The sequence below is a fragment of the Streptomyces sp. NPDC004838 genome (assembly GCF_053600955.1).
The window spans coordinates 196,510-220,214 of sequence record NZ_JBSGAW010000010.1; the positions used below are offsets into that span (position 1 = coordinate 196,510).

17 protein-coding genes and 1 pseudogene are annotated in these 23,705 nt (G+C 70.7%); 12 read left to right on the forward strand and 6 right to left on the reverse strand.

From position 1 onward, the window contains the following. Positions 1-64: 64 nt before the first annotated feature. The gene (locus tag ACWEFL_RS14470) at positions 65-715 is read right to left on the reverse strand and encodes a response regulator transcription factor (protein WP_451711559.1); all 651 of its coding nucleotides are present in this window, start codon (positions 713-715) and stop codon (positions 65-67) included. Positions 716-758: 43 nt separating this feature from the next. Then, positions 759-1,928, reverse strand: a complete 1,170-nt coding sequence (locus ACWEFL_RS14475) for a sensor histidine kinase (RefSeq protein WP_451711562.1) — start codon at positions 1,926-1,928, stop codon at positions 759-761. Positions 1,929-2,037: 109 nt separating this feature from the next. Here ACWEFL_RS14475 and ACWEFL_RS14480 point away from each other — a divergent pair, with 109 nt between their 5' ends. From ACWEFL_RS14480 to ACWEFL_RS14510, 7 genes are all read left to right on the forward strand, one after another. Next, entirely contained in the window at positions 2,038-3,000 is a 963-nt protein-coding gene (locus ACWEFL_RS14480; RefSeq protein WP_451711564.1) for an ABC transporter ATP-binding protein, read from the forward strand. A 2-nt stretch (positions 3,001-3,002) separates the two neighbouring features. Then, entirely contained in the window at positions 3,003-3,752 is a 750-nt protein-coding gene (locus tag ACWEFL_RS14485) for an ABC transporter permease (protein ID WP_451711566.1), read from the forward strand. A 145-nt stretch (positions 3,753-3,897) separates the two neighbouring features. Then, on the forward strand, positions 3,898-4,746 hold the full coding sequence (locus ACWEFL_RS14490; protein WP_451711568.1) for a serine hydrolase: 849 nt from the start codon (positions 3,898-3,900) through the stop codon (positions 4,744-4,746). Positions 4,747-5,021: 275 nt separating this feature from the next. Then, positions 5,022-5,984: a serine hydrolase gene (locus ACWEFL_RS14495; RefSeq protein WP_451711571.1), complete on the forward strand. Its 963-nt coding sequence runs from the start codon at positions 5,022-5,024 to the stop codon at positions 5,982-5,984. Between the two features lie 131 nt (positions 5,985-6,115). Beyond that, positions 6,116-10,015 carry an ABC transporter ATP-binding protein gene (locus ACWEFL_RS14500; RefSeq protein ID WP_451711574.1) on the forward strand — a complete coding sequence of 1,300 codons (3,900 nt, stop codon included), beginning with the start codon at positions 6,116-6,118 and terminating at the stop codon, positions 10,013-10,015. 406 nt (positions 10,016-10,421) lie between these two features. Beyond that, entirely contained in the window at positions 10,422-10,967 is a 546-nt protein-coding gene (locus ACWEFL_RS14505) for a hypothetical protein (RefSeq protein ID WP_451711577.1), read from the forward strand. A 193-nt stretch (positions 10,968-11,160) separates the two neighbouring features. After that, positions 11,161-12,618 (forward strand): S28 family serine protease, encoded by a 1,458-nt coding sequence (locus ACWEFL_RS14510; RefSeq protein WP_451711580.1) that lies wholly within the window; start codon positions 11,161-11,163, stop codon positions 12,616-12,618. Positions 12,619-12,712: 94 nt separating this feature from the next. On the opposite strand, the gene ACWEFL_RS14515 is transcribed toward ACWEFL_RS14510, so the two are convergent. The 3 genes from ACWEFL_RS14515 to ACWEFL_RS14525 all read right to left on the reverse strand — a co-directional run bounded on the left by ACWEFL_RS14515 (position 12,713) and on the right by ACWEFL_RS14525 (position 16,988). Continuing rightward, complete coding sequence (locus ACWEFL_RS14515) at positions 12,713-13,339, reverse strand: hypothetical protein (protein WP_451711583.1); 627 nt, start codon at positions 13,337-13,339, stop codon at positions 12,713-12,715. A gap of 216 nt (positions 13,340-13,555) precedes the next feature. Next, the gene (locus tag ACWEFL_RS14520; protein ID WP_451711586.1) at positions 13,556-15,397 is read right to left on the reverse strand and encodes a glycoside hydrolase family 3 protein; all 1,842 of its coding nucleotides are present in this window, start codon (positions 15,395-15,397) and stop codon (positions 13,556-13,558) included. Positions 15,398-16,058: 661 nt separating this feature from the next. Beyond that, on the reverse strand, positions 16,059-16,988 hold the full coding sequence (locus tag ACWEFL_RS14525; protein ID WP_451711589.1) for a LysR family transcriptional regulator: 930 nt from the start codon (positions 16,986-16,988) through the stop codon (positions 16,059-16,061). Positions 16,989-17,113: 125 nt separating this feature from the next. Here ACWEFL_RS14525 and ACWEFL_RS14530 point away from each other — a divergent pair, with 125 nt between their 5' ends. Further along, complete coding sequence (locus tag ACWEFL_RS14530) at positions 17,114-18,070, forward strand: EamA family transporter (RefSeq protein ID WP_451711592.1); 957 nt, start codon at positions 17,114-17,116, stop codon at positions 18,068-18,070. Between the two features lie 83 nt (positions 18,071-18,153). Here ACWEFL_RS14530 and ACWEFL_RS14535 read toward each other — a convergent pair. Continuing rightward, positions 18,154-18,321, reverse strand: a pseudogene (locus ACWEFL_RS14535) (MarR family transcriptional regulator); the annotation flags it as partial. A gap of 733 nt (positions 18,322-19,054) precedes the next feature. On the opposite strand from ACWEFL_RS14535, the gene ACWEFL_RS14540 reads away from it, so the two are divergent. From ACWEFL_RS14540 to recD2, 4 genes are all read left to right on the forward strand, one after another. Next, entirely contained in the window at positions 19,055-19,681 is a 627-nt protein-coding gene (locus ACWEFL_RS14540; protein ID WP_451711594.1) for a hypothetical protein, read from the forward strand. 63 nt (positions 19,682-19,744) lie between these two features. Beyond that, entirely contained in the window at positions 19,745-20,326 is a 582-nt protein-coding gene (locus ACWEFL_RS14545) for a SigE family RNA polymerase sigma factor (RefSeq protein WP_451711597.1), read from the forward strand. After that, the gene (locus ACWEFL_RS14550) at positions 20,323-21,141 is read left to right on the forward strand and encodes a hypothetical protein (RefSeq protein WP_451711600.1); all 819 of its coding nucleotides are present in this window, start codon (positions 20,323-20,325) and stop codon (positions 21,139-21,141) included. The genes ACWEFL_RS14545 and ACWEFL_RS14550 overlap by 4 nt, the downstream gene beginning before the upstream one ends. 271 nt (positions 21,142-21,412) lie before the next feature. Beyond that, positions 21,413-23,620 carry an SF1B family DNA helicase RecD2 gene (gene recD2, locus ACWEFL_RS14555; RefSeq protein ID WP_451711602.1) on the forward strand — a complete coding sequence of 736 codons (2,208 nt, stop codon included), beginning with the start codon at positions 21,413-21,415 and terminating at the stop codon, positions 23,618-23,620. Positions 23,621-23,705 lie beyond the last annotated feature (85 nt).

Consider the following 23,705-nt stretch of genomic DNA (forward strand, 5'->3'; position numbering starts at 1 on the left):
CAACACAGCACGGGCGACGGGTTCTGCGGCCGTCGGTCCACGTGCCGGGGCGGCGCCGGAACGCTCAGGCGGGCGTGACGAAACCCGACTCGTACGCGGCGATCACCGCTTGCGTACGGTCACGCGCGCCCAGTTTGCCGAGCACCGCGCTCACATGGGTCTTCACCGTCTCCGTGCCGACATGGAGCCGGTCCGCGATCTCCGCGTTGGACAGCCCGCTCGCCATCAGCCGCAGCACCGCCGCCTCCCGCTCGGTCAGCGCGGCCCGCTCCATCGCCGCACGGGCCGCGCCGCTCCCGTACTCGGCCGCCAGGGCCCGCACCGCCGCCGGAAAGAGCAGCGACTCGCCCTCCGCCACCAGCCGTACCGCGTGCACGATCTCCGTGGGACGGGCCCGCTTGAGCAGAAAGCCGTCGGCGCCCGCGCGCAGCGCCTCGTACACGTACTCGTCGTTCTCGAAGGTCGTGATGACCAGGATCTTCGGCGGATCGTCGACGGTTCTGAGGACGGCGCGGGTCGCCTCGATGCCGTCGAGCAGCGGCATCCGCACATCCATCGCCACCACATCGGGCCGCAACCGCCGCACCAGAGGGATCACGGCGGCGCCGTCCGCGGCCTCGCCGACGACCTCGATATCGGGCTGGGCCTCCAGCACGGCGCGCAGGCCCGCGCGTACGAGAGGCTCGTCGTCGACCAGGAGTACGGAGATCGGCACCCGACCAGCGTATGCGGCGGGGAAGCGGGCGGTACGCGCCGGATCAGCCCGGACCGTTCAGCGGCAGCCCGACCCGGACCCGCCACTCGCCCTCGTACGGACCCGTCACGGCCTCCCCGCCCAGCAGCGCCGCCCGCTCCCGGATGCCGCGCAGCCCGCTGCCGCGGCCGTTGGGAACGGTGGGACGGTCGAGGGGATTGACCACTTCCAGGTGGAGCGTCTCGCCGACGACGGCGATCCGCACCCGCGTCGGCACCGGACCCATGTGCCGCAGCACATTCGTCAGCGCCTCCTGAAGGATGCGGTACCCCTCGCGGGACACCGGCCCCGGAACGGCCCCGACCGGACCGGACACCTCCGCGTCGACCTCGGCGCCCGACGCCCGCGCGGATTCCAGCAGCCGGTCCGAGTCGCTGAGCGTCGGCCTGCTGCTCACGGGCTGCCCGGACTCCCGCAGCACCAGGAGCACCCGCTCCAGATCCTCCAGGGCCGTCCGACCGGTCTCCTCGATGGCGGTCAGCGCCCGGTCGGTGAACTCCGCGCTGCCCGCTGCCTTGGCCGCGCCCGCCTGCACTACGGCGACCGTGAGCGCGTGCCCGATGGAGTCGTGCAGTTCACGGGCGATGCGATTGCGCTCCAGCAATTGCTCGGTGCGCTCCTCCAGGGCGGCGAGCCGTTCTTGGGCGGAGGGGCCGAGCAGCCGCCGGGCGATGAGGGTGATCAGCTCCCCGGCCCCGACGACGATCGCCAGAAGCGCGGCGATCGGCAGCGGGACGAGCAGCGCGTACCACCAGTGGCCGCTCTCCAGCGCGGTGAGGGAGACCCGGCCGGTGCTGCCGGCCGCGGCCCGCGCGAGATCGATGGAGACGCCGGGCAACTGGACGGTGGCGAAGCCGACGGTGTTGCCCAGGAGCAGCCTGATCTCCAGCCACAGGACCGTACGCCAGCGATCGCCCCACGTGACCGAGGGTGCGGCCGAGATGCCGGAGGCGGAGTCCTTGAAGCCCTGGCGGGTGAGCAGCACGCGCGCCTGGAGCCCCTCGGCGAGCCGGGTCGCCGGAATGAACCCCGCCAGTCCCAGCAGCAGGATCGGGATGTAGAGCCGCCCGTGGTAGACCAGCATCCACATGCCGATGACGATCACGCCCATGAACAGATGCAGCCACCGGGTATAGGTGACGGCGCGGGTCAGGGGGCGAAGCAACCGGAGCATTCCGCCATCGTGCCAGTGCCCCAGCCCGGTGCGGGTCCCCCGTGCGAGGGAGCCGTTCTCCCCTGCCGGGGGAGGCCGGGCCCGGCCTCCGGAGCCCAGGCTTGCTGCCATGACCAGCATCGATGTCACGAACCTGTCCAAGGAGTACGGCAGCAGACGGGCCGTGGACGCGCTGACGTTCACCGTGCGCCCCGGCCGGGTCACCGGCTTCCTCGGCCCGAACGGAGCCGGGAAATCCACCACCATGCGCCTGGTCCTCGGACTGGACCGCCCGACGTCCGGCACGGCCACCGTCGGGGGGCGCGTCTACCGGGACCTCGACGATCCGCTCCGCACGGTGGGCGCGCTGCTCGACGCTCGGGCCGCGATGGGCTCCCGTACCGCCCGTGACCATCTCCGGGTGATCGCCGCCGCCGGCCGGATCCCGGTCGGCAGGGTCACCGAGGTCCTCGAACGGACCGGCATCGCGAGCGTCGCGGACCGCCGTATCAGGACCTTCTCCCTCGGGATGCGCCAACGCCTGGGCATCGCCGCGTCCCTCCTCGGCGACCCGCGGGTGCTGATGCTGGACGAGCCGTCGAACGGGCTCGACCCCGAGGGGATCATCTGGATCCGCGGGCTGCTGCGGGATCTGGCGAAGGAGGGCAGGACGGTCCTGGTCTCCAGCCATCTGATGGGCGAGACCGCGTCCTTCGCGGATCATCTCGTCGTCCTCGGCAGGGGCAGGCTCCTCGCGGACACCGGGACGGCGGAGTTCATCGAGACCTGGACGACGCGCCGGGTCCGGTTGCGTACGACGGAAGGCGAACGGCTGCGTACGACCCTGACGGCCAAGGGGTACGAGCCCGTCCAGGCGGACGACGGGAGCTGGAGCGTCGAGGGGGCCCGAGTGGACGACATCGGGCCGCTCGCCGCGCGGGAGGGCATTCCGATCCTCGAACTGACGGGTGAGGAGCCCTCGTTGGAGGACGCCTATCTGGCCCTGACCGCGGGCGAGACCGAGTTCACCGCCGCCGGAGCCGACGCGACCGCCGCCGCGTCAGCCGCCAGCTCAGCCGCCAAGGAGATCTGACCGTGTCCATTTCCGCCGCCCTCCACTCGGAGTGGCTGAAGATCCGTACCGTACGGTCCCTGCTCATCACCCTCGCGTCGGTGTTCGTCGCGACGCTCGCCTTCTCGCTGCTGATGAGCGGCACCTTCACGGCCGAGGACATGGCCCAGCCCGACTACGACCCCCTGCGGTCCTCGTTCTTCGGCCTCAACTTCGGCATGGTCGGGGCGGTCTGCTTCGGCGCGCTCGCGGTGGCGGGGGAGTACAAGTCCGGCGTGATCCGCGTCTCCCTGGCCGCGGTCCCGCGCCGGGGCGTCTTCTATGCGGCGAAACTGGCGGTGATCGGCGCGCTGTCCCTCGCGATGGGCATGGTGACGAGTCTGACCTGCTTCCTGGTCGGCCAGTACCTCATCGACGCCGAGGGCGTCGGATTGAGCCTCGCCGACCCGGGCGCCCCGCGCGCGGTGATCGGCTGCGGGATCAACCTGGCTCTGATCACCCTGTTCGCGGCGGGCCTCGCGACGCTGCTGCGCAGCGGGGCCGCGGTGATGGGCGTCCTCATCCCGTTCACGGTGCTGGTGTCGTTCGTCATCGGTGACATCGACGACGACGGCGGTATCGCGGACTTCTTCCCCGATCGCGCCGGTCAGCAGATCCTGCTCCAGGACCCGACGGGCCCGCTGGGTCCATGGGCCGGGCTCGGGGTACTCGCCCTCTGGGCGGGAACGGCGGTCCTGGCGGGCGGGATCTCTCTCCGGCGGCGGGACGCCTGAACCCGCCTCGCCGCCGCACCGCCCCCGTCCGTGGTCGCGAGCGGTCCGTGAGGCCGGTGTCATGCGAGTGGTCCGCGAGGCGGGCGGTCCGGAAGCCGACCCGCTCGCCCGGACCGCTCACAGGAAAGCGTGAGTCAATTCCGCCATGGCTCACCGCCGAACCCCCCGTACCCGTACGACCGTTGCCTTCGTGGCCGCGGCCACCGTGCTCCTACCGTCCGTCGTGGTCGCGACGCCCGCCGCCGCGGCCACGACGCCGCAGGTCTCCTGCACATCCTCGAACGTGGAGCTGGCCTTCGGTCTGCTGAGGGACATCATCACCGCGCTCGAAGGCCGCCCCTCGACGACGGCCGTCCATCTCGACGACCGGCCCGCCGGAACCAGCTGTGAGGTACAGGCCGACCGCGCGTTCGACACGGCGAGCGTCGTCAAGGTGACCGTCCTCGGCGCGCTGCTCATGGAGGCGAAAGAGCGGGGACGCAGGCCAACGGCCCGCGAGGACCGCCTTGCCAGGGCCATGATCACGCGCTCCGACAACGCCTCGACCGACGCCCTGTGGCGGCAGCTCGGCACGGACCGGATCAAGAGATTCCTGCGGGCGGCCGGGATGGACGACACCGTTCCCGGCTCGGGCGGTCACTGGGGGCTCACCCGGAGCACCGCACGGGACCAGCACCGGCTGCTGGAAGTGCTGACCACGGGCGACAGCGTGCTCACCCCGGCCTCGCGGTCGTACGCGCTCACCCTCATGCGCGAGGTCGTCCCGTCCCAGCGCTGGGGCACCCCGGCCGGGGCTCCCGCCACCGCCGCCGTACAGGTCAAGAACGGCTGGCTGCCGCGGGCCACCCACGGCTGGCGCGTCCACAGCATCGGCGCGTTCACGGGGAACGGCCACGGTCGTACGATCGTCGTCCTCACCGAGGACAACGTCACCATGGCGTCCGGCGTCGAGACCATCGAGGCCGTCTCCCGCGCGATCCACCGGCATCCCTGAACCGGATCTCCGGCGGATCTTTCGGCCGAACCGCATCTCCCGGCCGGACCGGATCTCCGGCGCATCTCCCGGTCCGTCGCGGCCGCCGTCACCGTCGCGGCCCGCGGTCCGGCTGACGCGTCCAGGGGGACGGCATCGGCGCAGGTCACCTCTCGATAACTGTTCGCAGAAATGTGCGAAATCCGTGCAACCCTTCGATTCTCCGGGCGTCAACGGGACGGGCGCACAGGAATCCGCACCCTCACACGACTCGTACACCAGACGGGGGAACCTCCATGACTCAGCACGGAACGGGCAGTGGGCCACGCCGCTCGCGGACCGTCGCCGCGGCCCTTGCCGCCGCCGCGCTCATACCGGCGGCGCTGTCCGCGACGCCCGCCGCCGCGGCCACGCCGCAGGTCTCGTGCACCTCCAACAAGCCGGGTCTCGCGGCCAAGTTGACGAAGGACGTCAACGCGGCGCTCAAGAACCGCAAGTCGGTCACCGCCATCTACGCCGTCGACCGGAAGACCGGTACGACCTGCCAGCTGCGGGCCTCGCAGAAGTTCGACTCGGCGAGCATCGTCAAGGTCACGGTCCTCGGCGCTCTGCTCCTGGACGCGCAGAAGGCCAACCGCTCCCTCACCACACGTGAGAAGAGTCTCGCGACGGCCATGATCACCAAGTCGGACAACGACTCCACCAGCACCCTGTGGAGGCAGCTCGGCACGACGAAGATCCAGCGCTTTCTCACCGCGACCGGTATGACGCAGACCGTCCCCGGCTCGAACGGCTACTGGGGACTCACCCAGATCACCGCCCGCGACCAGCAGCGCCTCCTCGGAATGCTGACCACGAAGGGCACGGTCCTCACGGACGCCTCCCGCGCGTACGTCCTCAAGCTGATGCGCGCGGTGATCCCGTCCCAGCGCTGGGGCACCCCGGCCGGGGCTCCCGCCACCGCCGCCGTACAGGTCAAGAACGGCTGGCTGCCGCGTAAGACCTACGGCTGGCGCGTCCACAGCATCGGCGCGTTCACGGGTACGAAACACGACTACTCGATCACCGTCCTCACCCACAACAACCGGACCATGAACGACGGTGTGAACACCATCCAGGCCGTCTCGCGCGCCATCCACAAGGCCCTCAATCCGGCGGCCCCCGCCCATACCGCCTTCGCGCCGGCCGCCGTCCCGCACGAGGCCGTGCCGGCCACCCCGGAGAAGCCCGCGAAGGAGCCGATTCCGGCGACGGGCTGACACCGCCCGCCCCGCATCCCGCCCGCGTATCCCGTCTGCGCATACCGTCCGCGAACTCCGTCGGCGCATCCCGCCCCGGGTGATCCGTCACGCATCCTGCGTGACGATCCGCGACGCGACGTCGCGGCGGGATGAAATCCGGGCCTCGCCGTGTTGGTGCCTTCCGGTGGAACAGCAACACGAGCGGGAGGCATCACGTGGCGGCGGCGAAGCCGGCTGAACAGGCCAAGGACCCCAAGCCGGCCAAGGACTCCGGGCAGCCAAAGGGTTCCGGGCAGGCCAAGGGCGCCGAGCAGCCTCGGGGCTGGGCACGGAGACTCTCCGGCTACGCCTGGCGGTACCGGCTCAACGTCCTCCTCGCCCTCGGCTCCTCCCTCGCCGGCATGGCCGTCATGGCCCTCGTCCCCCTCATCACCAAGGTCGTCATCGACGACGTCATCGGGGCCGGCACCGGATCGCTCGCGCTCTGGACCGGCCTCCTCATAGCCGCCGCCCTCGTCGTCTACGTCCTCACCTACATACGCCGCTACTACGGCGGCAGACTCGCCCTCGACGTCCAGCACGACCTGCGGACCGAGATGTACGGGACGATCACCCGCCTCGACGGACGCCGCCAGGACGAGCTCTCCACCGGACAGGTCGTCGGCCGCGCGACCAGCGACCTCCAGCTCATCCAGAGTCTGCTGTTCATGCTCCCGATGACCATCGGGAACGTCCTGCTCTTCCTCATCTCCCTGGCGATCATGGCGTGGCTCTCGCTGCCGCTCACCCTGATCGCCCTCGCCGTCGGCCCCGCCCTGTGGTGGATCGCCCGCCACAGCCGCACCCGCCTCCACCCCGCCACCTGGTACGCCCAGAGCCAGGCGGCCCAGGTCGCCGGCGTCGTGGACGGCGCGATATCCGGCGTACGCGTCGTCAAGGGCTTCGGCCAGGAGGAACAGGAGACCGGCAAACTCCGCGAGGCCAGCCGCCGGCTCTTCGCCGGGCGGCTGCGGACCATCCGGCTGAACTCCCGCTACACACCCGCCCTCCAGGCCGTCCCCGCCCTCGGACAGGTCGCGATGCTCGCGGTCGGCGGCTGGCTGGCCACCCGCGGTGAGATCACCCTCGGCACCTTCGTCGCCTTCTCGACCTATCTCGCCCAGCTCGTCGGACCCGTCCGCATGCTCGCCGTCGTCCTCACCGTCGGCCAGCAGGCCCGCGCGGGCGTCGAACGCGTCCTGGAGCTGATCGACACCGAACCCACCCTCGCCGACGGCCCCAAGGAACTCCCCACACACGCCCCCGCCACCGTCGAATTCGACGGTGTGACCTTCGGCTACGACCCTGAGCGGCCCGTCCTCGAAGGCTTCTCGCTGGAGATCGGCGAGGGCGAGACCGTCGCCGTCGTCGGCTCCTCCGGCAGCGGCAAGTCCACCGTGTCGCTGCTGCTGCCCCGCTTCTACGACGTCACCCACGGCGCGGTCCTCGTCGGCGGACACGACGTCCGCGAACTGACCCTCTCCTCGCTCCGCGCCGCCATCGGACTCGTACCGGAGGACAGCTTCCTCTTCTCCGACACCGTCCGCGCCAACATCGCCTACGGAAAGCCCGACGCGACCCGGGACGAGATCGAGACCGCCGCGCGCGCCGCCCAGGCCGACCGCTTCATCGCCGAGCTGCCCGACGGCTACGACACGAAGGTCGGCGAACACGGCCTCACGCTCTCCGGCGGCCAGCGCCAGCGCATCGCCCTCGCCCGCGCCATCCTCACCGACCCCCGGCTCCTGCTCCTCGACGACGCCACCTCCGCCGTCGACGCGCGGGTCGAGCACGAGATCCACGACGCCCTGCGCTCGGTCATGGCCGGCCGCACCACCCTGCTGATCGCCCACCGCCGCTCCACCCTCGGCCTCGCCGACCGGATCGCCGTCCTGGACGGCGGACGGCTCGCCGACATCGGCACGCACGAGGAGCTGACCGAGCGCTCGGCCCTCTACCGCAGACTGCTCACCGACCCCGACGAGCTGGGCGCGGTCTCACCGGGCCACGCCCCGCCGCTGGAGGCGGAGCCGGACGGCGACCGGATCGTAGGGGACGTAGGGGACGAGGGGTACGACGACCCGGCGTGGGACGTCGAGCAGGGCATCACCCCCCGGCTCTGGGTCCGGGACGGCACGGCCGTACGGTCCAAGGAGCCCGACGCGACACCCGAACTGCTCGCCCAGGTCGACGCCCTGCCCCCGGCCGACGACACCCCGGACATCGACGAGGCACGGGCCACCCGCGCCGAACAGTCCCACGGCGAGGGCGGGGGACTCCGTCTTCTGCTGCGCGGCTTCGGGCCGGTGCTGCTGATCAGCCTCCTCCTGGTGGCGATCGACGCCGGAATGGGCCTGCTCCTTCCCGTACTGATCCGGCACGGCATCGACCAGGGCGTGGAACAGGCCGCGCTCGGCGCGGTGTGGGCCGCCTCCCTCCTCGCCCTGCTCGCCGTCCTCGTGCAGTGGGCGGCGCAGATCGGCGAGACCCGGATGACCGGCCGGACCGGCGAACGCGTCCTGTACTCCGTACGTCTGCGGATCTTCTCCCAGCTCCAGCGGCTCGGGCTCGACTACTACGAGCGCGAGCTGACCGGCCGGATCATGACGCGGATGACCACCGACGTCGACGCCCTGTCGACATTCCTCCAGACCGGCCTGGTCACCGCCTTCGTCTCCGTCGTCACCTTCTTCGGCATCCTGGTCGTCCTGGTCGTCATCGACGTCCAGCTCGCGCTGGTCGTCTTCGCGACCCTGCCGGCCCTGATCATCGGCACCTACTTCTTCCGCAGGCAGAGCGTCAAGGCGTACGAACTGGCCCGTGAACGCATCGCAGTGGTCAACGCCGACCTCCAGGAGTCCGTTTCGGGGCTGCGGATCGTGCAGGCGTTCCGCCGCGAGAGCGACGGCAACCATCGCTATGTGGCGGGCAGCGACCACTACCGGCAGGCCCGGATCCGCGGCCAGTGGCTGATATCCGTCTACTTCCCCTTCGTTCAGCTGCTGGCGTCCGTCGCGGCGGCGGCCGTGCTGATCGTCGGCGGAAACCGGATCGAGGCGGGCACCCTGACCACCGGAGCGCTGGTCGCCTACCTCCTCTACATCGACCTGTTCTTCGCTCCCGTACAGCAGCTGTCCCAGGTCTTCGACGGCTACCAGCAGGCCGCGGTCTCCCTCAGACGCATCCAGGAACTGCTGGCCGAGAAGCCCTCGACCACCACCGCGAACCGGCCCGTCGAGGTGCGCTCGCTGACCGGCGAGATCGCCTTCGAAGGGGTCGACTTCGCGTACGGGGACGACGAGGAGGCTCTGAGGGGCATCGATCTGCGCATCCCCGCAGGCCAGACCGTCGCCTTCGTCGGGGAGACGGGCGCGGGCAAGTCGACCCTGGTCAAGCTGGTCGCCCGCTTCTACGACCCCACCCACGGCCGGGTCACGGTGGACGGTGTCGATCTGCGGGAGCTGGACATGACCGCCTACCGGCACCGGCTGGGCGTCGTGCCGCAGGAGGCGTATCTCTTCGAGGGGACGGTACGGGACGCTATCGCGTACGGCCGTCCCGGCGCGAGCGACGCCGAGGTGGAGGCCGCCGCCCGCGCGGTGGGAGCGCACGGCATGATCGCCACCCTGGACGGCGGCTATCTCCACGAGGTCTCCGAGCGCGGACGGAACCTCTCCGCCGGACAGCGGCAGCTGATCGCCCTGGCCCGCGCCGAACTGGTCGACCCGGACATCCTCCTGCTGGACGAGGCGACCGCGGCGCTCGATCTGGCCACCGAGGCCCAGGTGAACCAGGCCACGGACCGGCTGGCCGGCCGCCGTACCACCCTCGTCGTCGCCCACCGTCTGACGACGGCCGCCCGTGCCGACCGGGTCGTGGTGATGGCGGACGGCCGGGTCGCCGAGGACGGCACCCATGACGAACTCCTCGAGCGGGACGGCCGGTACGCGGTGCTGTGGCGCACGTTCACCGGCGAGGACGAGCCCGAGGGAGCGCCCGCCGTCGTGTAACTCGCGTCCCCCTGCCGTTCGACAACCCTTCGGGCCCCCGGAGCGTCGTACGCAAGTACAGGAAACGAGTACAGGAACAAGTACGGGAAGAGAGGGAAGCGCCGAGCGCGGAAGCCGCGCGGGAGGCGTGGCGCACGGGAAGCACGGGAAGCACGGGAAACGGGAGACCGGTCGGCCGGTCGGCTGATCGGCTGGTCGCGGCCGAGTGTCAGGGGGAGCAGCCGTGTGGAGTCGTACGGGGGCCGGGAGGACGGAGCGAGCGGGGGAGGCGGAGCGAGCGGGGCACGCGGGGGAGGCCGAGCCCGTGGGAGAGCCCGGACGCACCGGGAGAGCGGGAGGGCCGGTTCGCGCGGGGCGTCGTGCCGGGAGGGCCGGTCGTGGGGCAGTGCGGCCGGGGCGTCGGGGGATGAGGTGGTTTCCGGCCGTTCTTCTGGTCGCGGCCGCGTTTCTGGCGGGGCCCGGCACGGAGTCGGTCGCGGCCCATGAACTCGCCCGCGCCGGGGGCCAGGACTCCGCCCGCGACGGTGAGCGCTTCCCCCGCGCCTCCATGGGCGCAGCCGGTGCTGGTGCTCGTGCCGGTGCTGGTGCTGCTGCAAGCGTCGGCACCGGTGCCGTGCCCGCATCCGTATCCCTGTCCGCATCCGCGTTCGCGTCCGCCGGGGCCCGTTCCCTCTGCTCGGGACGGCCGGTGAGGACGGTCCGGTTCGCCACCGGCGAGCTGCGCGTCTACCGGAGCGGGCGCTCCGCCTGTGCCGTGACCATCGCCAAGAAGCCCGGTTCCCGGCGCGCGATGCTCGTCTCCCTCCAGGCGCGCGGCAGCCGGGCCGTCGTCATCCAGGGGACCTTCCGCCGGCACGCGGGCCCCGTCAGGGTGTCCGCCGTCAACCGCTGTGTGCGGGCGTACGGATCCATCGCGGGAATCGGCCGTTCGACCGGCTGGATCTCCTGCTGACCGGCCGAATCGCGGACGGTCCAGCGGACCGCGCGCGGGCCGGTCCTCCCGGTGGCCGGTTCCCGCGGCCGGTTTCGAAGGGCTGTCCGACTCTGCGTACTTCTGTGCATGCCGTGCACAACTAGGTCTGGCGGGACGGGTGTTGAGCCCGCTAGGTTCACGGCGACCCACAGAAGGAACCAGGGGAGGGTTCATGCGCAAGGCGCTCACAGGAGTGCTGTCGCTCGCGTTGCTCATCGGCACCGTGAGCGCGACGGGCGCGACGGCGGGGGCGGTCACCACCGCCGGGCCCGCGTCCGGAAGCGGTATCAGCGCTCCGCCGACCGCGGACATCAAGGACCGGGTCCTCGCCATCCCCGGAATGAGTCTGATCGAGGAGCGGCAGACTCCCGGATACAGGTTCTTCGTCCTCGAATACACCCAGCCGGTCGATCACCGCAATCCGCGGAAGGGAACCTTCCAGCAGCGGCTCACCCTGCTGCACAAGGACACCAGCCGTCCGACCGTCTTCTTCACCTCCGGCTACGGCCTGAACACCAACCCGCGCCGCAGCGAGCCGACGGCCATCATCGACGGCAACCAGGTCTCCCTGGAGTACCGGTTCTTCACCCCGTCCCGACCGGATCCGGCCGACTGGTCCAAGCTCGACATCTGGCAGGCCGCCAGCGATCAGCACCGGGTCCACACCGCGCTGAAGAAGATCTACGACAAGAAGTGGCTTGCCACCGGCGGCTCCAAGGGCGGTATGACCGCCACCTACTTCGAGCGTTTCTACCCGCGGGACATGGACGGCGTCGTCGCCTACGTCGCCCCCAACGACGTGGACGACAGAGAGGACTCGGCCTACGACCGCTTCTTCGCCAAGGTCGGCACCAAGGAGTGCCGCGACAAGCTGAACGCCGTGCAGCGCGAGGCCCTGATCCGCCGTGAGCCGCTGAAGAAGATCTACGCACAGTACGCCGCGGACAACGGCTACACCTTCAACACGGTCGGCTCGTTGGACCGCGCGTTCGAGGCCGTCGTCCTCGACTATGCCTGGGTCTTCTGGCAGTACAGCCTGGTCTCCGACTGCGCCTCGATCCCGGTCGCCGGGACCGCGACCGACCAGGAGCTGTGGGACACCGTCGAGGCGATCTCCGGGTTCTCGTTCTACACGGACCAGGGACTCGCGCCCTACACGCCGTACTACTACCAGGCCGGTACGGAGCTGGGCTCGCCGGACATCGAGCAGCCCCATCTGCGGGGCCTGAGCCGGTACGGGTACCAGCCGCCGCGGAACTTCGTGCCGCGTGAGATCCCGATGCGCTTCAAGAAGAACGCGATGCGGGACGTGGACCGGTGGGTGCGCGAGAACGCCGACCGGATGATGTTCGTCTACGGGAGCAACGACCCCTGGGGCGCGGAGCGGTTCCGTCCGGGCGAGGACAGCCGGGACAGCCATGTGTACATCGCGCCCGGCGCCAACCACGGGGCCAATGTGGCCGCTCTGGTGTCCGACGAGAGGGCCGCGGCCACCGCGTCCATCCTGAAGTGGGCCGATGTCGCCCCGGCTGCGGTCCAACGGGACGAGACGAAGGCCAAGCCGCTGGCCGCGTTCGACGCGAGGCTCGACAAGCGGGACATCGAGCGGGAGCCGACGCTGCGTCCGTGACCGCCGGAAGGGGTCCGTGCCCGCCGCGTACGACGGTCGGCCGCGCCCGCCCTCGTACGACGGTCGGCCGCGCCCGCCGTGTACGACGTTCGCGTCATACGCGGCGGGCGCAGCCCACCGGCTGCGGTCCGCGCAACCGCACATACAGGTCCGTCGACGGTGGGCACTGCGATCGCTTCGCCACCGCCGACGCGATCCTGAACTCCGGTGTGTGCCGGCCCGATCCGTCGCAGGCCGTCTCCTTCACCTGCCCCTCGTCCGCGTCGTAGAGGCAGTCGCCGGTGACGGTGTGGGGGCCGCCGCCCCCACCGGGATCGCCTGGATGCGGTGGTTCCAGATTGCGCATACAGGCGTATCCCTGCCCGACGATCCCGTCGCCGTCCTCGTCGGACGTCACCCGGCTCTCGGAGATGTGCAGCACGAAGTCCGTGTTCACAGGGCAGACGGGACCGGTCGCGGGCCGCCCGCCGTGGCGGGCGAGCACCCGCGCGACCGCCCTCTCGCTGGTGCAGGGCACCTCACGGAAGTCCTCGCCGCGTGAGCCGCAGTCGCCGGGGCCGAGAAAGACCAGACCGTTTCCGGGGGTCGGGGAAGTGATGCCGGAAGCGGTCGCGGCGGGGCTTTCATCGGCTTGCCGGCAGCCCGTGGCGAGCAGCGCCAGTACCAGAACCGATCCCAGTACCAGCGTGCCGACCGCACTCGCGGACCGCCTGCGCCCCATCCTCACCCCTGTCGTGGCTCCGGCCGCCCGGCCGGTGGGACCAGGGTGGCCCGCCGTGGGCGGACCACGCCAGCCGCGTCGGGTGGCCGGGGCCGGATGACGGAGTGCGCCGACGACGCCTGACCGGTTTCCCTACGTCAGCCGGACGGCACTCCGTCCGCGTGGGTCGGCCGTACGTCCGCCATGAGGCCGGGCGTACGAGACCCGCGTGGCCCGTCAGTCGTCGTACTCCAGCCCGTGGCCGAGCGGGAACAGGACCCGCGACGGGTTGTCCGCGCGCTGGATCGGCACCGGCAGCCGTCCCTCGGGCTGGACGCGGCCCGCGATCACGCGGGTGGCGGTCCGCACCTCGTTCCCGGTCCAGCCGTACGAGGCCACCGAGGCGGCGACGCCGTCGAGCTGCGCGATGTCGTACGGGTTGCCGACGTGGAGGGCGACGACCGGGACGCCCGTGGCGACCAGCCGGGAGACCAGGGTGCGCTGGGAACTGGCGGCCAGGACGTTCTGGGTCGCCACCACGATGACGTCCTTGCCGCTCGCGGCGGCCACGGCCTGCTCGATCAGCGCCGCGGTCGGCTCCTCGCCGCGGGGGGTGGGCAGTTCGGTCGCGGAGAAGCCCAGCCCGTTGAGGGTCGTCGTGACGACCTCGGTGGTCCATGCCTCGGTGTCGTTCGGACGGAGCGGGTTCGCGCCGACGACCAGGACGTTCTTCTGCTTGCGCTTGCGCAGCGGCAGGGTGTTCCTCTTGTTGACCAGGAGCGTGGTGGTCTTCTCGGTGATCTCCTCCGCGATGTCGAGGTGCCTGCGGTTGCCGACCACCCGGTCGATCTTGCTGAGCGAGACCAGCGGGTCCTCCAGCAGCCCCACCTTCTGCTTGATCCGGAGGATGCGAAGGATCGATTCCTCCAGGCGGGCCTCGGTCAGCTCGCCGCTGAGGACGGCGTTCTTGACCGCGTTCCACGCGATGTGGAGCCGGAAGGGGAACAGAAGCTGGTCCACGCCCGCCTTCAGCGCGAGGATCGGCACGCGGTCGTCGCCGTACTTGGTGCGGACGCCTTCCATGTTGAGGGCGTCGGACACGATCAGACCGTCGAAGCCCAGCTCCTCGCGGAGGATGCCGGTCAGGATCGGCCGCGAGAGCGTGGCCGGGTCGTTGCTCGGGTCCAGCGCGGGGACCTGGATGTGCGCGGTCATGATCGAGTCGACCCCGGCGGCGATGGCCGCCCGGAACGGCGGGGCGTCCAGCCGGTTCCACTCCTCACGTGTGTGCGTGATGAGGGGGAGGGCGGTGTGGCTGTCGGTGCCGGTGTCGCCGTGGCCCGGGAAGTGCTTCACACAGGACGAGACGCCCGCACTCTGGTAGCCGCTGACCTGGGCGGCGACCATCCCGGAGGCCGCTTGCGGGTCGGAGCCGTACGAGCGGATGCCGATGACCGGGTTGAGCGGGTTGATGTTGACGTCCGCGACCGGGCCGTAGTTCTGGTAGACGCCGGTGGCGGCCAGTTCGAGGCCCGAGATGCGGGCCGCCGTCTTGGCGTCGCCGCGGGAGCCGCCGGCGCCCATCGCCATCGCGCCGGGGAACTGCGTCGCGGGCGGGCCGAGCCGGGTGACGATGCTGCCGTGCTCCTGGTCGATGGAGAGCAGCACCGGCACGGGGGAGTGCTGGGCGAGCGCGGCGGTCTGGATGGCGTTGGACATCTCGCCGAGCTGGCGGGGGTTCACGATGTTCCGTGCCCAGCCGAAGTAGATGATGCCGCCCAGGTGGTACTTGGCGACCAGCTCCGTGGCGTTGCGTACCTGAAGGAGGTTCAGGTTGTCGTCGACGTCGCGCTGGGCCGGGTCGGTGGCCGAACTGCCGAAGACATAGGTGGAGAAGAGCTGGCCGACCTTCTCGTCGAGGGTCATGCGGGAAATGATCCGCTTCAGCGGTCGGTCGCTGATCGCGCGCTGCTGTGGGGTGCGCGCCGCGAAGGCCGGCGCGGCGCCGGCGGTGACGGCTGCTGTCGCGACCGCGGTCGCGGCGAGCAGAGTGCGTCTGGAAACGTGCTGGTTGTGCATGTGGGGTGCTCCTTCCAGCCTTGCAGACAAGGGAGTTGAAGGAAATGTCCAAGGATGCCGGGACGGGTCTGAAAGTAACTGTCAGGGAGCGGGGAGGGCAATAAGACTCGCACGGAAAAAACACGAGGTCATCGGCGTTGCAACACGTGAAACGTGGACGTTGTGAAAATTGTGGAGGTCGTGAAGATGCGGTGGTGTGGACCTGTCGGGCAATGGTTTGGACCAATGGATCGGAGGGGGTCAGCCGAGTGAAAAGTCCGGATCCGAAGAGGCCCGAGGAGTGAGAGAACGCTCGGGGAGCGAGGACGCCGGGAGAGCGCCGGGGACTGTCGGGGGCACAGGCGCAGGGGATCGCGGCGGAGCGCCGGGGGCGAGAACGCCCGGGAAGTGCCGGCGCGTACCGGCACGTGCGGGAAGCGCGGGAAGTGAGAGAGAGAAGACCGCCACCCGGACCGTCGGGGGGAGACAGTCCGGGGGCGGAGTGCCGCCGACCGCGGGGCGGCTGGAGAGGGAGCGCCGGCGATCCGCCGCAGGCGGAATCCGGCACCGCACCGGGAACTCGGCCGACAGGGCAGCCTGGTAGACGGGAGTTCAGGAGGCGGGGTTCCGGAGAACGCCCGGCATCGGGAAATCGGCGCGAGAAGGCGACGGGACCGTCGCGCTACGCCGCCTCGACGGGGCCGCCCGCCGATCCCAGGCGCAGGAAGTGCTCCTGAAGGGTCGTCACCGTCGCCGTGATCGCCGGACGTCTGGCCGCACCCGTCCGCCACAGCGCGTACAGCCGCCGTCTGGGCACCGGGTCCAGCCGCACCGCCACCACTCCGGCCGGCAGGGGGCCGCGCCCCAGCCGGGGGATCAGGGCGATGCCCAGACCCGCTGCCACCAGGGCGAGTTGGGTGTGGTTCTCCTCCGCCTGATGGGCCAGATCCGGCTCGCAGCCCGCCGCCCGCAGCGTACGGATCAGCCAGTCGTGGCAGACCGTCCCCGGCGGCTGGCAGATCCAGCGCTCGCCCGTCAGCTCCTCCCGCCGCACCGATCCGCGCGTCGCCAGCGGATGGTTCTCAGGCACCAGCAGATCGCACAGATCGTCGCCGATGACCGCCTGCTCCACCCCTTCCGGCGCGGGCAGCGGTGCGATGTCCCAGTCGTGGGCGACCGCGAGATCGGTCGTGCCGCGGGACACCTGATCGATCGAGAGGTGCGGATCGACCTCCGTCAGCCGCGCGTCCAGCCCCGGATGCAGCCGCCCCAGCTCGGCGAGGACGCCCGGCAGCAGCCCGCGCGCCGCCGAGGCGAACGCGGCGATCGTGAGCCGCCCGGTCGGCTGCCCCCGCCGCTCCTCCAGCACGGTCTCCGCGCGTTCGACGATCGTCAGCAACTCTTGCGCGGTCGCGGCGAGGTGGTGCGCCTCCTCGGTGAGGGCGACGCCCCGTCCCCGACGTTCGAGCAGGGTCGTACGCGTCTCCCGCTCCAACTTGGTGATCTGCTGCGATACGGCGGACGGGGTGTATCCCAGGGCGGTCGCCGCCGCGGCGACCGAGCCGTGGACGGCGACCGCGTGCAGCGCCCGCAGTCGTCCCAGATCGAGCATCCCGACCCCCTCCGGCCCGACCGCGGCGCGTTCCGGCGCGGGCATCGATTCGTAAGCAATACTCAACCCAACTATAAAGAAGCCTGCGCTGGTGCTACATGGTCGGGTCGGGTGATCCTCACTCCATGCGTCCAGGACACATCGCTCTCGCCGTTCTCGTCACCGCGGTGCTGGGAGTGAACTTCGTCGTCATCGACATCGGCCTCGGCCACTTCCCGCCGCTGCTCTTCTCCGCCCTCCGCTTCCTGGTCGCCGCACTTCCCGCGATCTTCTTCGTGAGACGCCCCGCGGTCGCCTGGAAGTGGATCGTGGGGGTCGGTTGCGCGCTCGGGGTGGCCAAGTTCGGCCTCCTCTTCGTCGGCATGGACCAAGGAATGCCGCCCGGACTCTCGTCGCTGGTGCTCCAGATCCAGGCAGTCTTCACGGCCTTGATCGCCGCGGTCGTCCTGGCCGAACGCCCCGGTGGGCTCCGGGTGGCCGGCATGGGAGTCGCACTGGCGGGCATCGCGCTGGCCGCGATCGACGAAGGCGCCTCGGGGCCGTTGTCCGCGTTCCTGCTCGTCATCGCCGCCGCGGCCTGCTGGGGTGTCTCGAACGTCCTGACCCGTATGGCGTCACCGCCCGACGCCTTCGCCTTCATGATCTGGGTCTCGACCGTTCCGGTGCTCCCGCTGCTCGGGCTCTCCCTGATCTTCGAGGGCCCGCGGGCCGATCTGGAGGCGCTGCGCTCCCTCGACTGGACCGGCGTCGGGACCATCGTGTGCGTGGCCTGGGCCGCGACCGTCTTCGGCTTCGGCGCCTGGGGGTATCTGCTGCGCCGCTACCCCGCGTCCTCCGTCGCGCCGTTCTCGCTGCTCGTCCCGGTCTTCGGGATGTCATCGGCTGCGCTGCTTCTGGACGAGTCCGTGAGCCCGCTGCGGTGGGGCGCGGCGGTGCTGCTGGTCGGCGGGGTCGCGCTCACCTCGCTGTCACGAACGGTTTCTCCGGGTGCGCCCGGTGCCCCCGCCCCGCCGCCGGCGCACCCGTCAGGACCGCGGCCCGCGGACGCCGTCGCATCCAGTACGGCCAAGTCCCCGCGGTGAGGGGCCGACGCACTCGGCGACTTCTGACCGGGCGGCACGTCGGGCGTCGTGGCCGGCACTTCGGGAGCCGAGAAGGAGAGCCTTCAACCGGGTGTTCCTTCCCGGAGCGACAGCCGCCAGTCCTGGCCGACCAGATCCACCCCGTACGAGCGATGCGGTTTCTCCGCGACGAGTGTGAACCCGGCCCGCTGGTACAGCCTGCGGGCTCCGGCGAGTACGTCATTGGTCCAGAGCACGAGTTCCCGGTACCCGCCAGTCGAGCCCGGAGGACCCCCGAACCCGCACTAGACGAGTGCCCGCGCCCCTTGCGGCAGCAAGCAACCCGCACCCGACAAGCCCCCACACTCCTTGCGGCAGCAAGCAACCCGCACCCGACAAGTGCCCGCACCACTCGCGGCAGCGGGCAACCCGCACCCGACAAGTGCCCGCACCACGTGTGCCTGCCTGGCCCCGAGGGACTCGAGTTTCGCAACTCCGGCAAGCCCCGGGGGTGGGCCGTTCTTGTCCGCCTCTGGGAGGGGGTGTGCAGGGTCGTCCCCGCAGGGGATCGGCGGCAAAACCCGGGCTCCCGTACAAGACACCTGTACGCCGCCGACCCCGAGGAGTCGAGCCCGGAGGACCCCCGAACCCGAACCGAACAAGCCCTCACGCCCCTTGCGGCAGCAAGCAACCCGCACCGAACAAGTCCCCGCACCACCCGCAGCCGCAGGCAACCCGCACCGAACAAGTCCCCGCACCACCCGCAGCCGCAGGCAACCCGCACCGAACAAGTCCCCGCACCACCTGCAGCCGCAGGCAACCCGCACGCAACAAGTCCCCGCACCACTTGCGCCCGCAGGCACCCCGCACCGAACAACCCCCCGCACCACTCGCAGTCCCGAAAGTGACGCGTCCTCCCTGACATAGACACCGGGGCCGCACGCCGTCTGACAGATGTAGGCGTTCACCGGTCGCGGTGATCGCGAGGACCAATCTGGGGGATTCATGAGGACCAAGCGGCTCGTCACCGTGGGGGCGATGGCGTTTGTGGTGGCGGCGGGGGCCGGAACGGCCATCGCCGTCGACAGAGCGCCCGCACCGGCCCAGACCCAGCCGGGCGCCATCGTCGGCGTCTCCGCGCCGTCGGCCGCGGTCAAGACCCCCAGCGCCTCCGTCGCCACCCGGCCGCGCGTCGTCAAGGCCGACCAGCCCGTAGGGATCGGACGGGACGGCGCACGCATGGCCCTCCTCGTCGAGGGCAGGCAGAACTACGTCGTGGCCTACGACGACGCGAGCTTCGCCGAAAGCCTCAAGCAGGCCAAGGCCCCCGGATACGTCGGCGACTCCATCCGCCGGAACAGCCTGAGCGCCGGCGTCGCCACCGAGGGCAAGGACGTCCTGTTCACCGGGGCCTGGCGCACGGACACCACACCCGAACGGCTGACCATCAAGGTCGGGACGGGTCCCGAGCGATCCGCCGCGATGCTGCGGCTGCCCGGAAAGCCCGGCTGGGGGACGTACTACCTTGACGCCGCCGGCTCGGGCCCCCTGACGAAGTCGGTCCGGATCACCGCTTACTCGGCCCACGGGAAGGTACTCGCGAAGCTGACGGTGGATCCCGTCCAGTCCTGATCGACATATCCCGTTGACCGTGGACCCCCTGGGCGCACAGCGGCCGCTGACAGAGGACCCTGATTGAAGACGAGCGCCGAGGCGGAGTTCCGGGCATTCGTGGTCAGCCGCTGGCCGCGAATGCTCCGGACCGCCCGCCTTCTGACCGGACATCACCATGACGCGGAGGACCTGGTGCAGGCGAGCCTGGCCAAGGCGTACGTGCGATGGGAGCGCGTCCAGGGCACGGACGACCCCGACGCCTACGTCTGGCGCATCATGATCAACGCCAATGTGGACCGGTTGCGGAGGCGGCGCGCACGGGAGTGGCTGACCACCCGCTTCCCCGAAACGGCCGCACCCGACCGTACGGACGGCATCGCCGAGCGCAGTGTGCTCGCGGAGGCTCTTCACCGGCTTCCTCCCAGACAGCGTGCGGTGATCGTCCTGCGGTATCTGGAGGACCGCAGCGAATCGGATGTGGCCCGGATACTGGGTACCCGCGTGGGAACGGTCCGCAGCCATGTGGCCCGCGCACTGCGCAAGCTGCGCGACCAGCCCGGCATGAGGGACGCGGGCCGGGGCGGGGAGACGGGTGGGGGAACGGGCCGTGTGTGCACGACGCCGAGCGCGGGCGGACCGAGATCCGAGGAGGTCCGGCGATGACCGGAGCCGAGCGCCCAGAGCACACCGGTGGCTCCGGCGGAGCCTCCGGCTCCGACGGGCGCGGCACAACCCCTTGGACTGGTGATGACCGATCCGGCATCGGCACCGACGAAGGGCTCTCCCGCGCGCTGCGCCGCGAGGCGGACCTTTACCCGGTCGGCCGGGTCCCGGTCGAAGAGGTGGTACGCCGTGGCCGGGCCGCGCGCCGCCGCCGTACCGTCGCGGGGTCGGGCGTCACCGTCGTGCTCGCGGCACTCGTCTGTCTGGTCGCGTACGTCTCGTACTTCACCGCGCCGGGCCCCGACGGGGAAGCGCCTCCGGCTTCGCCGACGACGGCTGTGCCGCGCCCTGTTCCCTCCGTCTCCCCGGAACCGGGGAGCACGCGGATCGTGGAGTCGTACGAGGTGGTCGATATCGGAGGGGGTGTCCGGATCGCGCTGCTGCCGGAGGGGCGGCAGAACTTCGTCTACGGCGAGGGCGACCTGCTGGCCGATATCGACGAGGCACGGCGGAGAGGCGGCGGCGACAGCATCAGGCCGGAGAGCCTCAGCGCCGGCTCCGGCTCCGAATGGGAGCTCGTCGTCGGAGCGTTCCGTACGAGAACGGCGCCCGCGGTGATCGTGGTGCGTACGGCCGACGGCAAGGAGCACCGGGCCGGGATCTTGCGCCTGCGCGGGGACAGCGGCTGGGGGGTCTACCACGCCTTCGTCGGCGACGGCTGGAAGGACTTCAGCGTCACGGCGTACGCGGCGGACGGGCGCGTCCTGGTATCGGGGGACTTCCCCGCGGTGGAAGGTGGGCCTCCGCGGAACTAACCGCCCGCGGTCCCGCGATCCTCCGTGCGTCGGGTGTGCTGTATCCGTCATCAAGGCTCCTTCGGGAATCCGGGAGATCCGGGGAATTCGGGGGATGCAGTGGGCTCGGCCGGCCCGGACAGCGTCCGTCCGGGCCGGGTCCCTCGACGTCCGGGCCCGTGATCTCACTGTAGGGACACCGGCTGCCGGCCCCGGAGTTGTCCACAGGCGGCCGGAAGTGGGTTGTCCACAGGAATCCTCACGTGTCCGACCTCGGCGGTAGCGTCTGGGCATGTCCAATCTGGCAGTGCTCGAAGGCGTCCTGGAGCGGATCACCTACGCCAACGAGGAGAACGGGTACACCGTCGCCCGGGTCGACACCGGCCGCGGCTCCGGAGACCTCCTCACGGTGGTCGGCTCGTTGCTCGGCGCGCAGCCGGGCGAGTCCCTGCGTATGGAAGGCCGCTGGGGCTCCCACCCCCAGTTCGGCAAGCAGTTCACGGTCGAGAACTACACGACGGTCCTTCCGGCCACGATCCAGGGCATACGGCGCTATCTCGGCTCCGGTCTGATCAAGGGCATCGGCCCCCGGATCGCCGAGCGGATCGTCGACCACTTCGGCATCGACACCCTCGACGTCATCGAGCAGGAGCCGAAGAGACTCATCGAGGTCCCCGGCCTCGGCCCGAAGCGGACGAAGCTGATCGGCGCGGCCTGGGAGGAACAGAAGGCCATCAAGGAGGTCATGGTCTTCCTCCAGGGTGTCGGCGTCTCCACCTCCATCGCGGTCCGTATCTACAAGAAGTACGAGAACGCCTCGATCTCGGTCGTGAAGAACCAGCCCTACCGCCTGGCGGCCGATGTGTGGGGCATCGGTTTCCTCACCGCGGACAGGATCGCCCAGGCGGTCGGCATACCCCACGACAGCCCGGAGCGGGTCAAGGCGGGCCTTCAGTACGCCCTGTCGCAATCCACGGACCAGGGACACTGCTTCCTGCCCGAGGAACAGCTGATCGCCGACGCCGTGAAGCTCCTCCAGGTGGACACCGGCCTGGTCATCGAGTGTCTGGCCGAGCTGGCGGAGGACGAGGAGGGAGTCGTACGGGAGCGGGTTCCGGCGCCCGACGGAGGGGAGGCGCTCACGGCTGTCTATCTCGTGCCGTTCCACCGGGCGGAGATATCTCTCGCCGCCCAGCTGGCCCGGCTGTCGCGGGCCCCCGACGACAGGCTGCCCGCCTTCCAGGACGTCGACTGGGGCAAGGCGCTGGCCTGGCTCGCGGAGCGCACGGGCGCCGAACTGGCCCCCGAGCAGGAGGCCGCGGTCCGGCTCGCCCTGACCAGCCGGGTCGCCGTGCTGACGGGCGGACCGGGGTGCGGGAAGTCCTTCACGGTGCGTTCGGTGGTCGAGTTGGCCAGGGCCAAGAAGGCCAAGGTCGTGCTCGCCGCCCCCACCGGCCGCGCGGCCAAGCGGCTCTCCGAACTGACCGGGGCCGAGGCGTCGACCGTGCACCGCCTGCTGGAGCTGAGGCCCGGCGGTGACGCCGCGTACGACCGCGACCGGCCGCTGGACGCGGATCTCGTCGTGGTGGACGAGGCGTCCATGCTCGATCTGCTGCTGGCCAACAAGCTGGTCAAGGCGGTCGCCCCCGGCGCGCATCTGCTGCTGGTGGGCGATGTGGACCAATTGCCGAGTGTGGGGGCGGGCGAGGTGCTGCGCGATCTCCTCGCCGACAGCAGTCCGGTGCCGAGCGTCCGGCTGACCCGGATCTTCCGGCAGGCCCAGCAGTCCGGCGTCGTCACCAACGCGCACCGGATCAACTCCGGCCAACAGCCCATTACGACGGGCCTCGCCGACTTCTTTCTCTTCGTGGAGGACGAGACGGAGGACGCGGGACGGCTCACCGTGGAAGTAGCTGCGAAGAGAATTCCGGCCAAGTTCGGTCTCGACCCACGCAGAGATGTGCAGGTCCTTGCTCCGATGCACCGGGGTCCGGCGGGTGCCGGCACCCTCAACGGCCTGCTCCAGCAGGCGATTACCCCCGCACGGCCCGATGTGGCCGAGAAGCGTTTCGGCGGCCGTGTTTTCCGCGTCGGCGACAAGGTCACCCAGATCCGCAACAACTATGAGAAGGGAAAGAACGGCGTCTTCAACGGCACGGTCGGCGTGGTCACCTCCCTTCACCTGGACGATCAGCGTCTGACCGTGCTGACGGACGAGGACGAGGAGGTGCCGTACGACTTCGACGAACTGGACGAACTGGCCCATGCGTATGCAGTGACCATTCATCGTTCGCAGGGCAGTGAGTACCCGGCGGTGGTGATCCCGGTCACGACCGGAGCGTGGATGATGCTCCAGCGGAATCTTCTGTACACGGCAGTCACCCGGGCCAAGAAACTTGTGGTTCTCGTCGGTTCGCGGAAGGCGATAGGGCAGGCGGTGCGCACGGTTTCCGCAGGCAGACGCTTCACGGCGCTGGATCACCGGCTCGCCGGAGGGTGACGCGGAGCGGCTCGCCCGGCCGGATGAGCCGCCCTTCCCACGGGGTGGGAAATGACACCCCGACTTCCGGAATCGGGGCGAACGG